The sequence below is a fragment of the Mitsuaria sp. MSU3D genome, assembly GCF_056867975.1.
On record NZ_CP200314.1, the window covers coordinates 3,649,772 to 3,665,212 of the forward strand.

12 protein-coding genes are annotated in these 15,441 nt (G+C 69.8%); 6 read left to right on the forward strand and 6 right to left on the reverse strand.

The genetic code is table 11. The annotated features are described in order from the left end of the window. Positions 1–20: 20 nt before the first annotated feature. Positions 21–2,438 carry a DUF1631 family protein gene (locus tag AC1VNM_RS15955; RefSeq protein ID WP_483107547.1) on the forward strand — a complete coding sequence of 806 codons (2,418 nt, stop codon included), beginning with the start codon at positions 21–23 and terminating at the stop codon, positions 2,436–2,438. Between the two features lie 36 nt (positions 2,439–2,474). On the opposite strand, the gene pdxA is transcribed toward AC1VNM_RS15955, so the two are convergent. Both pdxA and AC1VNM_RS15965 read right to left on the reverse strand, forming a co-directional pair. Next, entirely contained in the window at positions 2,475–3,503 is a 1,029-nt protein-coding gene (gene pdxA / locus AC1VNM_RS15960; protein WP_483107548.1) for a 4-hydroxythreonine-4-phosphate dehydrogenase PdxA, read from the reverse strand. After that, on the reverse strand, positions 3,500–4,252 hold the full coding sequence (locus AC1VNM_RS15965; protein ID WP_377161013.1) for a Nif3-like dinuclear metal center hexameric protein: 753 nt from the start codon (positions 4,250–4,252) through the stop codon (positions 3,500–3,502). The genes pdxA and AC1VNM_RS15965 overlap by 4 nt, the downstream gene beginning before the upstream one ends. A gap of 13 nt (positions 4,253–4,265) precedes the next feature. Here AC1VNM_RS15965 and AC1VNM_RS15970 point away from each other — a divergent pair, with 13 nt between their 5' ends. From AC1VNM_RS15970 to rocF, 4 genes are all read left to right on the forward strand, one after another. Further along, positions 4,266–5,426, forward strand: a complete 1,161-nt coding sequence (locus AC1VNM_RS15970; RefSeq protein WP_377161011.1) for a trypsin-like peptidase domain-containing protein — start codon at positions 4,266–4,268, stop codon at positions 5,424–5,426. A 14-nt stretch (positions 5,427–5,440) separates the two neighbouring features. After that, the gene (locus AC1VNM_RS15975; RefSeq protein WP_483107549.1) at positions 5,441–6,190 is read left to right on the forward strand and encodes a HesA/MoeB/ThiF family protein; all 750 of its coding nucleotides are present in this window, start codon (positions 5,441–5,443) and stop codon (positions 6,188–6,190) included. Between the two features lie 120 nt (positions 6,191–6,310). Continuing rightward, a complete protein-coding gene (locus tag AC1VNM_RS15980; protein ID WP_377161007.1) occupies positions 6,311–7,258 on the forward strand; it encodes an LOG family protein in 948 nt (315 codons plus the stop codon). 44 nt (positions 7,259–7,302) lie between these two features. Further along, positions 7,303–8,223, forward strand: a complete 921-nt coding sequence (gene rocF / locus AC1VNM_RS15985) for an arginase (RefSeq protein ID WP_377161005.1) — start codon at positions 7,303–7,305, stop codon at positions 8,221–8,223. Positions 8,224–8,298: 75 nt separating this feature from the next. On the opposite strand, the gene AC1VNM_RS15990 is transcribed toward rocF, so the two are convergent. Further along, positions 8,299–9,231: a ketopantoate reductase family protein gene (locus tag AC1VNM_RS15990; protein ID WP_483107550.1), complete on the reverse strand. Its 933-nt coding sequence runs from the start codon at positions 9,229–9,231 to the stop codon at positions 8,299–8,301. A 78-nt stretch (positions 9,232–9,309) separates the two neighbouring features. Then, positions 9,310–10,194 (reverse strand): DUF429 domain-containing protein, encoded by an 885-nt coding sequence (locus AC1VNM_RS15995; RefSeq protein ID WP_483107551.1) that lies wholly within the window; start codon positions 10,192–10,194, stop codon positions 9,310–9,312. Positions 10,195–10,304: 110 nt separating this feature from the next. Here AC1VNM_RS15995 and AC1VNM_RS16000 point away from each other — a divergent pair, with 110 nt between their 5' ends. Then, positions 10,305–11,987, forward strand: coding sequence for a GGDEF domain-containing protein (locus AC1VNM_RS16000; RefSeq protein ID WP_377160999.1), 1,683 nt, complete (start codon positions 10,305–10,307; stop codon positions 11,985–11,987). A gap of 1 nt (position 11,988) precedes the next feature. Here AC1VNM_RS16000 and AC1VNM_RS16005 read toward each other — a convergent pair whose 3' ends face one another. Further along, entirely contained in the window at positions 11,989–13,545 is a 1,557-nt protein-coding gene (locus AC1VNM_RS16005) for a methyl-accepting chemotaxis protein (protein WP_483107552.1), read from the reverse strand. A 265-nt stretch (positions 13,546–13,810) separates the two neighbouring features. Beyond that, on the reverse strand, positions 13,811–15,367 hold the full coding sequence (locus AC1VNM_RS16010) for a methyl-accepting chemotaxis protein (protein WP_377160995.1): 1,557 nt from the start codon (positions 15,365–15,367) through the stop codon (positions 13,811–13,813). Positions 15,368–15,441 lie beyond the last annotated feature (74 nt).

Below are 15,441 nucleotides of genomic sequence, written 5' to 3' on the forward strand. Positions count from 1 at the left end.
ACAATGTGCTCGATGCCTCGATGAACCGTCTGAACCCCCACGTCGACGCTGCGCTCCAACGCGTACGCCTCGCGGCGGAACAAGCCGCGGAACGCGGCGCTGAAGGTCTCGGTCTCGCCGCCCTGTCCTCTGGACAGGCCAAGCGGCGGGATGCGCTGCTGTCCGCGCAATTCCTCTTCCGCAAGCACCAGGCCCTGTTCTCCCAGCGCTTCGACCAGTCGATGCGCCAGCAGGCGGCTGAAACGCCGGGCGCCGGGTCCGCCCCGACCACCGCGTCGCGCGCGGCGCCCAAGGCGACGCAGTGGGACGAGCTCTCGCTGATGGACGACGACCAGGTCAACACGATGGTCGCGACCGACCGGATCGGCCTGGCGCTCGGTCACCAGAGCGAGTGGGAGCTGCGCGAGGTCAATTCCTACATGGGCGACATCCCCGGCATCGCCGAGGACCGCCACCCGCTGCGCCCGCAGGCGATCGCGCAGGCGCTGATCGAGGGCGTCAACGCCGTCACCGACGATCCGGACACGCGCCAGGTCCTGACCGACGAACTCACCCGGGCGCTGGCGCTGGAGATGCGCGCCTGCTATGCCGACATCGCCGGCCTGTTCCGCAGCCGCGGCCTGCGTCCGCAGGACCTGCGCGTGCGGGCGACGGCGGGAACCTCGCGGGGTCAGTCCTTGCATGGCGGCACGACATCCGGCGTGCCGCTGCACGACAGCCGCTACGCCACCCTGCCCGGCGCGCTGCATCCCGCCGTCCACGGCAGCCGCGCGGGCGGTCTGCACAGCATGGCCGGTGGATTCCACGGCGGCAGCCACGAAGGCTACGCAACGACCGGCGGCGGTCCTGCCGGTGGCGGCATGGGCGGATGGTCGGTCGATCCGCAACTGATGGACCTGATGCGGCGGCTGGCCATGAGCCCGTCCGTCGGCATGCCCGTGACCGGCAGCGGCGCGCTGCCCGTGAACAGCCAATGGCAGGGCTGGGACGGCGATCCCGGCAGTTATGTCGAGGGCGGCCCGATCGTGCTGCCGCCCAACCTGATCCACCTGCACCGCGACGAACTGCGGCAGGCGGCCAGCGGCTCGCTCGATCACATGGTGATCGACGTCGTCGCCGGCCTGTTCGACCAGATCCTGTCCGACGCCAAGCTGCCGCCGCTGATGGCGCAGCAGATCGCGCGACTGCAGCTCCCGGTGCTGCGCGCGGCGCTGGGGGATCGCTCCTTCTTCTCTTCGCGCCGGCACCCGGTGCGACGGCTGGTCAATCGCATCGCGACACTGGCCGCCGCCTACGACGACTTCACCGAAGATCCCGGCAAGTCCTACCTGACGCTGGTGCGCGACCTGATCCAGGACGTCGTCAGCGGCGACTTCGACCGGATGGAGCTGTACGAGTCCAAGCTGGGCCAGCTCGAACAGTTCATCCAGGACCAGACCGCCCAGACGCTGAAGTCGCAGGGCGACACGGCGGCCTTGCTGGAGCGCAAGGAGACCGAGCTCCGCCTGCAGCGCCGCTACATGCAGCAGCTGCAGCAGGCGATGTCCAGCGTGGACATGCGCGATTTCCTGCGCGACTTCCTGACCCAGACCTGGAGCGAGGTGTTGGTGCACGCCTCGCGCCATCCGGACCTGGACGCGGCCCTGGTCGAGCGGCTGCGCAACATGGGTCGCGACCTGGTCCTGTCGGTCCAGCCGAAGACGACACCGCAGCAGCGACAAGGCTTCCTGGCCTCGCTGCCGGTGCTGATGCGCACGCTCAACGAGGGCCTGGACCTGGTCCGCTGGCCCGAGCCGGACCGCAAGAAATTCTTCGCCGAGCTGCTGCCGGCGCATGCCGATTCGCTGAAGGGACAAGCCCTCAGCCCGCTCGAATACAACCTGCTGGCCAAGCAGCTGGAGTCCGTCTTCGGCATGGCGCCTCCGCGCGAGCAGGACCTGCCCGCGGCCGGTTCGACGCCGCTGGACCTCGACCTGAGCGAGAAGCTCTCCGATGAGGAAGCCAAGCGGCTCGGCCTGATGGAGGACGAGCACGTCGACTGGGACGGGCATGTCGACATCGACCTCGACCTCGGCGCCGACGAACACCAGCCGCTGCAGGCGGTCGACATCAGCATCGACGGCCTGCCCGCCGCGGAGGAGGCCCCTTCCCCGCCCACGGGCGAGCTGCTGATCGACCACCTGCAGATCGGCACCGCCTACCGGATGCACCGCGACGGCGACTGGATCAAGGTGCGGCTCGCCCACATCAGCGCCACGCGCAGTTTCTTCATCTTCACCCACGGGACGAAGCACCAGGAGACGCTGACGATGACCTCGCGCATGCTGCACAAGCTGTGCGAGGCCGGCCGGCTGCGGGCGTTCGAACACGCCCACCTGCTGGAGCGCGCCACGGCGCGGGCGCGGCAGCAGCTGGCGGCGCTTGGCGCCAAGCACTGACGCCGGGCTGAACCCGGATTGAATCCGGACTGAGGCTCAGCCCGCCAGCGCGCGAGCCATGCGGATCGCCGCGGACATGCTCGACGGGTCCGCGCGGCCCGTCCCGGCGATGTCGAAGGCGGTGCCGTGATCGGGACTCGTCCGTACCAGCGGCAGGCCCAGCGTCACGTTGACGCCCTCTTCCACGCCGAGGTACTTCACCGGGATCAACCCCTGGTCGTGCGTCATCGCGACCACCACGTCGAACTCGCCCGGATGCTTGGGCGGTGCATGGCGCGCCCGCATGAACACCGTGTCCGGCGCGAACGGACCGCGTGCATCGATGCCCAGCGTGCGCGCCTGCTCGATCGCCGGGGCGATGTGCTCGATCTCCTCGCCGCCGAACAGGCCGCCTTCCCCGGCATGCGGATTCAAGCCCGCCACCGCGATGCGCGGCGCGGCGATGCCCGCGCGACGCAGCGCGGCATCGGCGATGCGGATCGTCTGCAGCACACGGCCCGTGGTGATCTGATCGACCGCCTGCCGCAGTGCCACGTGGATGGTCACCAGCACGACACGAAGCTCCTCGTTGGCGAGCATCATCCGCACCGGCGGAAGCCGACCGTCCGGATCCGCGCACAGCGCCTGGAGCAGCTCGGTGTGGCCGGGATGATCGATGCCGGCGGCATGCAGGGCTTCCTTGTGGATCGGCGCCGTCACCAGCGCGCGGGATCGTCCCGCCCGTTGCTCCTGCGTGGCGGCGACGATGCAGCGCGCCGCCGCGGCGCCGGCGGCGGCGCTCACCCGGCCCAGCGGCTGCGCAAGCAGATCGCCCGGCAATCCCGACGGCTGCCACACGGGCAGGCAATCGGGGGGAGCCGGATCGTCGGCGCGCTCAAGCACCGCCACCGGCAAACGCAAACCCACGAAGCCCAGCGCCCGTCGGAAGACCTCGACGTCGCCGACCAGACGCAGGTCCGCCCCGCGATCCTTCGACCAGGCCGCGACGGCGATCTCGGGGCCGATGCCGCAGGCATCGCCCATCGTCAGCAGCAACGGGCGGGAACTCTCGATGACGGTGCTCATGCGGGGTTCGGGATGTCGATGAAGCGGTATTGCAGGCCCAGCTGTTCGGCCACCTGACGGCCCAACGCCTGCACGCCGTAGCGTTCGGTCGCATGGTGTCCGGCGGCGATGAACGCGACACCGGTCTCGGCCGCGTAATGCGCCTGCGGCTCGGAGATCTCGCCGGTGATGAACACGTCCGCGCCCGCGGCGATCGCGGCCTCGAAGTAGCCCTGCGCCCCGCCGGTGCACCAGGCGACTCGCTTGAGCGGACGACCATCTCCGGCGGCCTGGATCGTCGCGCGGCCGAGCCGCTGCTCGACATGGGCGCTCAGCGCATCCAGCGACTCGAACGCCGTCGGCAGCGCGCCGATGCAGCCCAGATCCTGGTCGCCGAACCGGCCCTCGGCGGCCCAGCCCAGATGTTTCGCGAGTTGCGCGTTGTTGCCGAGTTCCGGATGCGCATCCAGCGGCAGGTGGTAGGCGAACAAGTTGACCTCGTGGGTCAGCAGCCGCGACAGGCGCTGCTTCATCCAGCCGGTGACGCGACCGTCCTGGCCGCGCCAGAACAGGCCGTGGTGGACCAGGATCGCATCGGCGCCGGACTCGATGGCGGCGTCGATCAGCGCGAGGCTGGCGGTGACCCCGCACACCAGTTGCCGGATCTGGTCGCGGCCCTCGACCTGAAGACCGTTCGGCCCATAATCCTTGAAGCGCGTGGGCTCCAGCGTGGCGGCGAGCAGCCGCTCCAGCTCCGTGCGATGTGCCATGACAGGATCTCTCTTGCGTCAAACCTGGCTGATTTTCTCCCAGGCCACCACGGTGGCGCTGGCCGGCTATTTCGTCGTGTCGACGCTCAAGCCCGAATGGTTGCACGAGGCCCCCAGGATCGTGCCCACGCTGCCGGCCGCCGCGGGCGCGCCGCCGCGCGCGTCGGTCCAGTTCAGCTTCGCCGCGGCGGCGCAGGCGGCGTCGCCGGCGGTGGTCGCGGTGCTGGCCAACAAGCCCGCGCCCAGCCAGCGCGAGATCGACGCCGATCCCTGGCTGCGTTTCCACTTCGGCAAGCGGCCGCAGCAGCAGCGCCCGCAGACGGGCCTGGGCTCCGGCGTGATCGTCTCGCCCGAAGGCTACGTGCTGACCAACAACCATGTCGTCGCCGGTGCGACCGAGATCCGCGTGCAGCTCGCCGACGGCCGCGACACGCCGGCGCGCCTGGTCGGCACCGATCCGGAAACCGACCTGGCCGTCCTGCGCATCACGCTGCCGGCGCCGCTGCCGGTGATCCATCCCGGCAAGGCCGGCGAGCTGCAGGTCGGCGACGTGGTGCTGGCCATCGGCAATCCGTTCAACGTCGGCCAGACCGTCACCTCCGGCATCATCAGCGCGCTGGGCCGCACCCAGCTCGGCCTGAGCACCTTCGAGAACTTCATCCAGACCGACGCCGCGATCAACCCCGGCAACTCCGGCGGCGCGCTCGTCGACGTGCAGGGGCGGCTGGTCGGCATCAACACGGCGATCTATTCGCGCACCGGCGGCGGCAGCCTGGGCATCGGGTTCGCGATCCCGGTGGACTCGGCGTACCAGGTGCTGGAGGCGCTGGTGAAGGACGGCAAGGTCTCGCGCGGCTGGCTGGGCGTGATCACCGGCGACATCAACCCGGAGGTCGTCGACACGCTCAAGCTGTCGGTCGACCACGGCGTGCTGGTCAAGGAAGTCTTCAAGGCCAGTCCGGCGGCCAAGGCCGGCCTGGAGGCGGGCGACGTCGTCACCGCGGTGGCCGGCCAGGCCGTGCGCTCGCCGCGCGAGCTGGTCAACGTCGTCGCGGCACTGAAGCCGGAGAGCCAGACGCTGATCTCGGTTCAACGCGGCAAGGAATCGCTGAAGCTGCCGCTGCAGGTCGGCCTGCGGCAGCCGCAGACGACGGACGACGCCGTGCCGGAATGAGGGCGGAGTGATCCATGGATGACGACCAACTGCTGCGCTATTCGCGCCACATCCTGCTGGACGACATCGGTGTCGAGGGCCAGCAGCGCCTGATGGAGGCGCACGCGCTGGTGATCGGCGCGGGGGGGCTCGGATCGCCCGCGGCGCTGTTCCTGGGCACGGCGGGCGTCGGCCGCATCACGCTGGTCGATCACGACCGCGTCGACGTGACCAATCTGCAGCGCCAGATCGCCCACAGCCTCGCGCGGGTGGACCAGCCCAAGGCCGAATCGGCCGCGGCCGGCATCGCGGCGATCAATCCGGAACCGCGCGTCCGGGCCGTCACCGAACGCGCCGATGCGGCGCTGCTGGACGAACTGGTGCCGTCGGCCGACGTCGTCCTCGACTGCACCGACAACTTCCCCACGCGCCACCTGGTCAACGCCGCCTGCGTGAAGCACGGCAAGCCGCTGGTCTCCGGTGCGGCGCTGGGCTTCGACGCACAGCTGAGCGTCTACGACAGCCGCGATCGTGCGTTCCCCTGCTATGCCTGCCTGTTCCCTGCCGACCAGCCGCCCGAGGAACAGCGCTGCGCGGTGATGGGCGTGTTCGCGCCACTGGTCGGGATCATCGGCAGCATGCAGGCGGCCGAGGCCCTGAAGCTGCTGGCGGGGATGGGCTCGACGCTCCCGGGTCGGCTGCTGATGCTGGACGCGCGCCGCATGGAATGGACCGACCTGAAGGTCGCTCGCGACCCGCGCTGCCCGTGCTGTGGCACGGACTGACCCCGTCGAGGAGCACGCAGGCGCCCCCGCGCAACAAACCACCGCCCGGGGTCGCGCACGGCGCCGGCGAACGAACGGAAATTAAGTGCCAACGCCCGTAATCTCTCGGGCCATCGAATCATGATCAGAAGCGACAAACTCACCGCCCGCAACTTCCCCTCCGCGCAGGAGGAGGTCCAACAGCAGGCCTCTTTCGAAACGACCTTCGACGCGAATCCGCCCGCGGCCTACCAGTTGGCGTTCACCGACACCGACTTCCTGGTCCGCCCCGAACTTCGCCCGGTGCGCATGCAGCTGGAACTGCTGAAGCCGGAGCTGATCCAGCAGGAGCTGAACATCCAGTCGACGGTGGTGATCTTCGGCAGCGCGCGCATCGCCGACCGCGAGTCGGCGCAGGCTGCCGTCGACGCCGCCCGCGCCGCCAAGGACGAGGCGGCGGTGCAACGCGCCGAGCGCCGCCTGGTGATGAGCGGCTATTACGAGGAAGCGCGCAAGTTCGCGCGGCTGGTCACCGAGACGACCAAGGACTTCGCCCATCCGCTGTATGTGGTCACCGGCGGCGGGCCTGGCATCATGGAAGCGGGCAACCGCGGTGCGCACGAGGCCGGCGGCCGCAGCATCGGACTGAACATCGTGCTGCCGCACGAGCAGCGTCCGAACCAGTACATCACGCCGGAACTCTGCTTCCGCTTCCACTACTTCGGGCTGCGCAAGATGCACTTCCTGATGCGCTCGGTGGCGCTGGCGGCGTTCCCGGGCGGCTACGGGACGCTGGACGAGCTCTTCGAGACGCTGACGCTGATCCAGACCGGCAAGTGCCGTCGGCGTCCGATCCTGCTGTTCGGACGCGACTTCTGGTCGCGCCTGATCGACTTCGAGCTGCTGATCGACACCGGCATGATCAGCCCCGGCGACGAGCAGCTCTTCCACTACGTTGAAACCGCCGACGAGGCCTGGGCCCTGCTGAAGAAGGAATACGACATCGGCGGAGCCACGAACGGCACGAGCGGTACGAGCGGCACGACTGGCAGCCCCGGGACCGGCGCGGTCGCGGGCGACAGCCCCTGATTCCGGCCCCGCGGGGCCATCCAGCAAGCAAGAGAGGTTCGACCATGACCGCAGCACGACACGTGAGCCTGATCGGCGCCCCGACCGACGTGGGCGCCGGCGCCCGAGGCGCCAGCATGGGACCGGAGGCCCTGCGGGTCGCCGGACTGGCCGAAGCGCTGCGGGCGCACGGCGTCGAGGTCAAGGACTGCGGCAACCTCGTGGGGCCGTCCAATCCCTGGCAGCCGCCGACGGACGGCTACCGCCACCTGGACGAAGTGACGGCCTGGAACCAGGCCGTGCACGACGCGGTCTACGCGGAGCTCAACGGCGGGCGCATGTCCGTCCTGCTCGGCGGCGACCACTGCCTGGGACTGGGATCGATCGCCGCGGTGGCCCACCACTGCCGCGACACCGGCAAGAAGCTGCGCGTGCTGTGGCTGGACGCGCATGCCGACTTCAACACCAGCAAGCTCACGCCCAGCGGCAACATCCACGGCATGCCGGTCGCCTGCCTGTGCGGCTACGGTCCGCAGGAGCTGATCGAGATCGGCGGCAAGGTCCCGGCCATCGATCCGAAATGGATCCGCCAGATCGGCATCCGCAGCGTGGACGAGGGCGAGAAGCGCTTCGTGCACGAGGTCGGCCTCGAGGTCTTCGACATGCGCTACATCGACGAGATGGGCATGCGCCACACGATGGAACTGGCGCTGGCGACGATGGACGCCAACACCCATCTGCATGTGAGCTTCGACGTCGACTTCCTCGATCCGGACGTCGCGCCCGGCGTCGGCACCACGATCCCCGGCGGCCCGACCTATCGCGAAGCCCAGCTCTGCATGGAGATGATCGCCGACACCGGGCGGCTGGGGTCGCTGGACATCATGGAGCTCAACCCGGCGCTGGATGTCCGGAACAAGACGGCGCTGGTCGCGGTGGACCTTGTCGAATCGCTGTTCGGCAAGTCGACGCTGATGCGCAAGTGACGGGCGACGGGCGACCCGCCACCGCCGTGCGCTTCATGCACGCGCGGTCGGTATCCGAGCTCGCGCCTGCCCTTCTCAGTCCCGACTGAGTTCGGCGAGTCGCACCAGCGTGTGCAGCACGCGGTTGGCGGGCGTGGGCACGCCCAGCGCCTCGCCACGGCGGACCAGAAAGCCGTTGAGATGATCGATCTCGGTGCGCTTGCCACGGCTCATGTCCTGCGCGGTCGAGGAGAACTGTCCCGGCATCGTCTCGGCGATCCTGCGCACGGCCTGGCGCACGTCCCCCACCAGCGTGACGCCATCCGCCGCGGCCACCGCCAGGCCCTCGTCGACGAGCTGGTCCATCACCGTCCACACGCCCTCGCCCTTCACCAGCTCGCCGTAGGGCTGCTGCGCCAGCGCCGACAGCGCGTTGTAGGCGCAGTTGATCAGCAGCTTGGACCACAGCGCGCCGCGCACGTTGTCCGAGACCTCGGTGGGCACGCCCGCCGCGATCAGCGCCTGCGCGACGCGCTCGGCGCCGGGGGCCGGCTCGATGACCAGTTCGCCGCGCCCGTGGTGCTTCACATGGCCGGGACCGGCCATCTCCGTCGCCACATAGACCACCGCCGCCGACACGGGTTGCGGCACCGTGTCGCGCAGCCGCTCGGCGTTGTCGACACCGTTCTGCATCGACAGCAGCAGCGTGTCCGCGCCGATGTACGGCGCCAGCGCCTGCGCGGCGGACACCGTGTCGGTCGACTTCACGCAGAACAGCACGACCTGCGCGCCGCGCGCGGCGGAAGGCTCGGTGTCGGCGCGCAGACGGACCTGCTCATCGAACATCCGCGTCTCCATGCGCAGGCCACGGTCACGGATCGCTTCCACATGGCCGGGGCGGCCGATCAGCGTCACATCGTGCCCGGCGCGGGCCAGCATGCCGCCGAAGAAGCATCCCACCGCGCCCGCGCCCATCACGGCGACCTGGAGCGGCGTCTGCGGGGCCGGCGTGTCATCGATGCGGGTCATGGCGTCATCCTCGTGGTGGGAAGTCGGGAAAGTGGGCGGAGAAGTGGGCAAGCAAATGGGCGGGGAACGGACAGGCCGTCAGGCACAGACGATCCAGCCCTCGAGCGGATCCATCCCGGCGGGCAGACCGTAGTCCGGGCGCGCATCGGCCCAGGCCGCCTGCATCAGGCACAGCACCGCGTCGAGCTTGTCGCCGCTGCCGTCGTCGGCGAGTTCGTCCCGCTGCGCGTGGCTGAGCTTCAGGCGCAGGCCCAGACGGCTGCGGCCTTGCTCCAGCGCTTCGAGCAGATCCTTGCGGGCGATCAACCGGTCGGGCGTCTGCTTGGCGCGATCGTCGCTCTTGTAGCTGCGTGTGCCGATCAACTCGCGCGCCAGCAGGCCCGGATAGGCCTCCAGGGCTACGCGCGTCTCGTCGCCGGCATGCAGCCCCGGCAGATGGACGCCCGCCCGCAGCAGACGCGGCACGCCGGCATGCAGCATGTAGGCCACCGGGGGATTGACCCACTTCATGCTCGGCGACGAACCCGCCGGACCGTCGCAGGCGCGGTGCGCGAACTTGCCGCCGACCGGGCGGGCATCGCAGAACGCGGCGAAGGTGTCCCGGATCTGCGCGCGCGACAGGCTCGCGTAATGCGCGATCAGCGCCGCCCACTCGGTCGGCCAGCCCAGGGTGACGACGAGCTCGCGCGGCAGGCCGAACGGCAGGTCGAAGCCGCCGAGCCAAGGCGCGGGTTCCGCGAGCCACGCCTCGAAGGCGTCCAGGCTCGCGATCGCCACCTGGCGTTCCAGCTTCAGGACGCTCCCTTGCCGACGGCCGAAGGCCAGCCGGATCGGCTTGCGGGCCGTCGGCGCGCTGGTGAAGTCGACGCCCACCAGCGCCCGGTCCACCGCGGTCGCCGGCCGGGCCGCAGGCGGCTCCGCGATGAGGCCGGATGCGGCAGGCGCTTTCGAGACTTTTGGCATGCCTGCGACTGTATCCATCGTCCACTGGGGCCAGTCGCCATTGACGTGCGCTATGCGGCGGCGAATGCTGCGGCATCAAGGTCGACAACATCGACGGAGGAGAGTCCGCCTTGTTCCAACGCGAACTGGCCCGAGCCCTGCATCTGAGCCGCCGCGGTGCCTACCGCGACGCCACCGATGCGCTGGAGCTGTCCCTGGTGGCCGCCGACACGGTGCGCGACCGGGCGCGGGCGCTGATCCTCATCGCCCACAACCTGCCCCGCCAGGGCGACCTGCAGGGCGCGCTGCGGCGCGCGAGCGAGGCCGCGGCGCTGGTCCGGCTGATCGACGGCGACGACCAGGACGCCTGGACGGCCGAGGCGCTCACCGAGCTCTGTTACGTCTACGCGCAGTTCCAGATGGGCCGGGACGCGATGCAGGCCGGTTGGCAGGCCCTCGCGGCGGCCCGCCGCGCCGAGGATCCGGCCCGCGAGGCCTGGGCGCTGAACCGGCTGGCCGTGGCCTTCGCGGTGTCGGACCAGGTCGAGCAGGCCTGCCAGCACACGCTGCAGGCGCTGGAGATCGTCCAGCAGCAGGCGCCCGGCGAGCGGGAACTGCTGCTGTCGTGCCTGAACAACCTCGCCCATTTCTGGTTGCAGGCGCATGGGGAAGCCATCCGGGACGAGGACAGGACCGCCTCCGCCGAGGCGCTCGCCCAGGCCGAGCCCTACGCGGTGCGGGCCGCCACGCTGGTGCGGGAGGAAGGCAATCCCTTCCTGGTCGTCGTCTCCCTGTCCAATCTGGTCGAACTGCAGCTCGGCACCGGCGCGATCGAGGAAGCGCTCCAGATCGCCGATGAATACGAGCGTCTCGCGCAGCGGCACGGTTATGCCGGCATGGTGCTGCAGGCGCGGGCGCAGCGGGCGCTGCTGCAGCTCAAGCGCGACGACGCCGCGGGCGCGCGAGACGCCTTGCCCGCGCTCGAGACGCTCCAGGACCTGGTCGGCCAGCAGGCGCCGCAATCGCTGCCGGCCCGCTTGCGGCGGCAGCTCACGCTGGCGATCTATCGCGGCTACAAGCTCCGCGGCGACGCGGTGAAAGCGCTGGCGGCGCACGAGCAGCTGACCGCGCTGGAGCGCCAGTCGGCACGCAACGCGATGGCCTTGCAGACCGAGGCGATGCTGATCCGGCAGGAGTTCCAGCAGGCGCAGGCGCGCGCCGAGCACGCGATGCAGGACGCGCGGCGCGAGCGCGAGCGCGCGGACCTCGCGGAACAGGAGCAGCAACGCCTGCGGCGTCAGGCGGCCGAGCTCGGTCGCATGGCGCATGAGGACGCGCTGACGGGGCTCAACAACCGCCGGCATGCGGAGTTCGCGCTGCCCTTGCTGCTGGAGCGCGCGCGGCAGGAGGACAAGCCGATCTCGCTGGGCTTGCTGGACATCGACCACTTCAAACAGGTCAACGACGCGTTCGGCCATGGCGCCGGCGATCAGGCGCTGCAGAAGGTCGCGCAGTTGCTGCGGCGTCAGTTGCGCAGCGCGGACCTGCTGGCGCGGGTCGGCGGCGAAGAATTCATGCTGGTCTTCGTCGGCGTTCCGCCCGAGCGCGCGCAGGACATCTGCGAGCGGCTGCGCGGCGCAATCGCCAGCCACGACTGGGGCGAACTGGTGGCGGGCTTGCAGGTCACCGTCTCCATCGGCCTGGCCGCGGGCGAGCCGCCCGCGAAACCGTCCCTCCTGGTCGAAACCGCCGACCAGGCGCTCTACGCCGCGAAGCACGCGGGGCGCAACCGCGTGCAGTTCATGGCCTGCTGAATCAGTGGAGCTTGAAGACCGCGACCGACTGGGCGAGCGCGTCGGCCTGATGCTGCAGGCTCTGCGCGGCGGCCGCGGACTCCTCGACGAGCGCCGCGTTCTGCTGCGTCATCTGATCCAGCTGCGAGATCGCCGAGCCGATCTGGTTGATGCCGCCGCTCTGCTCCGCAGTGGCGTGGCTGATCTCCGCCACGATGCGCGACACCCGCGAGATCGAGTCGGAGATCTCGTTGATCGTCTGGCCGGCGCGCTCGACGAGCACGGCGCCGCTGGAGACGCTCTCGCCGCTGGCGGTGATCAGCTGCTTGATCTCCTTGGCGGCTTCGGCGCTGCGCCGCGCGAGCGATCGGACCTCGCTCGCGACCACCGCGAAACCACGGCCCTGCTCCCCGGCGCGGGCCGCTTCCACCGCCGCGTTCAGCGCCAGGATATTGGTCTGGAAGGCGATGCCGTCGATCGTGCCGATGATGTCGCCGATGCGTGCCGACGAGGTGCTGATCCTGCCCATCGTCTGCACGACCTCGCCCACCACGCTCACGCCGCGGACGGCGACCTCGGCGGCCTGCTCGGCCAGCGCCTTCGCCTCGCCGGCGGACGCCGCGTTGTGCTGCACGCTCGAGGTCAACTGCCCCATTGCCGAGGCGGTGGCCTGCAGATTCGACGCGGCCTGCTCGGTCCGCTGGCTCAGGTCGTGCGCGCCGGCGGCGACTTCGCGCGACGCCGTCGCGATGCTGTCGGTGGCGTTGCGCACGCCGCTGACGACCTCCCGGATCGAGGCCTGCATGCCCTGCACCCCGCGCGCCATCGCGGCGGTCTCGTCGGCGCCTTCCGCCTCGACGGGCTGGCTCAGGTCCTTGCGGGCGATGCGTTCGGTCGTGCTCACGGCCTGGGCCAGCGGCGCCAGGATGGAGCGGATGTTCAACACGGTGAGCAGGCCGATCAGCGCGGCGCCGATCAGCATCACGATACCGAGCACGCCGCGCACGCTCGATTCCCGCGTGCCAAGGCGTTCGACCTCATCCTGGCCGTGCCGCAGGATGGCTTGCGTCATCTCACCGACGCCGCTGTCCATCGCTTGCACGGGCGCCTTGATGACGTCGGTGGAGCGGTTCGCCTCGGCGGCGTCCACGAAGTCGGCGTTCAGGATGCGTTTGGCGATGTCATCGACGCCGGCCTTGTAGGCCTCGAGCGACTGCTTGAGCTTGGGCGGCAGTCCGCGGATCTCCGGGCTGGTCTCGAGCGCGGCCAGGGTGTCGAGCGAGCGGATCACGCCGGCGTAGGTCTTCTGCCAATCGGCCTGTGCCTGCTTGACGGTGCCGTCGTCGCCGATGTTGATGAGCATGTCCTTCTCGAAGCGGCGCAGGTTGCCGATGCCGGCGCGGACTTCGGAGAGTTGCGTCAGTGCGCCGACGTCCTGCGCGACGTACTGCTGGAAGTCGGACCGCGAGCTGCCCATGGCCCAGAGGCCGGCGCCGCCGATGACCAGGAGCGCGAGGACGGACAGGAGGCCCAGGCCGAGCAGGCGTGTCCGGATCGTGTAGTTGCGCAGAGACTGCATGTTTTCCCAACGAGATGGATCGATGGGAAAAGCCTAGCAGCCGCCATGCCACCGCCCGAGGACACCGCACTCTAAAGCCTGACAAGCGTGGAGTTCTCCCGCACCGATGTCACACCCGACGGCCCGCCCGAGCGCCCGCAGTCCTCGGTCGCAAAACCGCGGAAGTACGACAGTGATCGGGGACGGCATGTCGTGGGGTTTTGGCGCTTGCCGCCAAGGCCCCATGACATGGCGGCCAACGCCCCGACAGTCGAAGGACAGGCATTCAACCCAGCTTGAACACCGCCACCGACTGAGACAGCGCATCCGCCTGATGCTGGAGACTCTGCGCCGCCGCCGCCGACTCCTCGACGAGGGCGGCGTTCTGCTGCGTCATCTGATCCAGCTGCGAGATCGCCGAGCCGATCTGGTTGATGCCGCCGCTCTGCTCGGTGGTGGCGTGGCTGATCTCGGCCACGATGCGCGACACACGGGTGATCGAATCGGAGATCTCGTTCATCGTCTGCCCCGCGCGTTCGACAAGGGCGGCGCCGCTGGAGACGCTGTCCCCGCTGGCGGTGATCAGCTGCTTGATCTCCTTGGCCGCTTCGGCGCTGCGCTGGGCGAGCGAGCGCACCTCGCTGGCGACGACGGCGAAGCCGCGCCCCTGCTCGCCCGCGCGGGCCGCCTCGACGGCCGCGTTCAGCGCGAGGATGTTGGTCTGGAACGCGATCCCGTCGATGGTGCCGATGATGTCGCCGATGCGCGCGGACGACGCGCTGATCCTGCCCATGGTCTGGACCACCTCGCCCACCACGTTGACGCCGCGTCCGGCGGCGCCGGCCGCCTCTTCCGCCAGTGCATTGGCCTGCCGCGCCGAGTCCGCGTTGTGCTGCACGCTCGCGGTGAGCTGCTCCATCGCCGACGCGGTCTCCTCGAGGTTGGAGGCGGCCTGCTCCGTGCGGTAGCTGAGGTCGTGCGCCCCGGCCGCGACCTCGCGCGAGGCCGTCGCGATGCTGTCGGTGGCGCTGCGCACGCCGCTGACCACGTCGCGGATCGAGGTCTGCATCCCCTGCACGCCGCGCATCATCGCGGCGGTCTCGTCGGTGCCGAGCACGTCGAGACGTTCGCTGAGGTCCTGGCGCGCGATGCGCTCGGTCGTGCTGACCGCCTGGGCCAGCGGCGTCAGGATGGACGCGATGTTGAAGAAGGTGAAGGTCCCGATCACCAGCACGCCCACGAGCATCACGCCGCCCAGCGCCATCCGGATGCGGGTCTCTTCGGCGTCGATGCGCTGCACCTCCTGGTTGCCGCGTTCCATGATCGCCTTCGTCATGGCGCCGAGCTGCTTGTCCATCTCGCGGACCGGACCCTTGATCGGCTCGGTCTGCCGGTTGGCCTCGGCGGAATCGACGAACTCCTGCTTCAGGATGCGCTCGACGATGCCGTCGAGTCCGCTGCGATAACTCCCCAGCGAGGCCTTCATCGCCGACGGCATCGACTTGATCTCCGGCAGGATGTCGAGCTGGCCGATGGCGTCCAGGCTCTTGTTGACGCCCTCGAAGGCCTTGCGCCAATCCTCCTGGTAGCGCCTCACGGCGGCGTCGTCGCCGATGTTGATCAGCATGTCCTTCTCGTAGCGCCGCAGGTTGCCGACGCCGGCCCGGATCTCGGAGAGCTGCACCAGCGACTCGACATCGTGCTTCACGTAGTGCTCGACGTCCTGTTTCGTGCGGGCCATCGCCCACAGCCCGTCGCCGCCGATCAGCAGCATCGCGAACACCGACAACAGGCCGAGCGCCATGAGGCGCGTCCGGATCGTGAAGTTACGCATGGACCACATGGCATTCCCACCGTTGAAGAAGGAGTGGGAAAAGCCTAGCAGCCGGCGTGCCTGCCGGACATCCTGCGGAAACG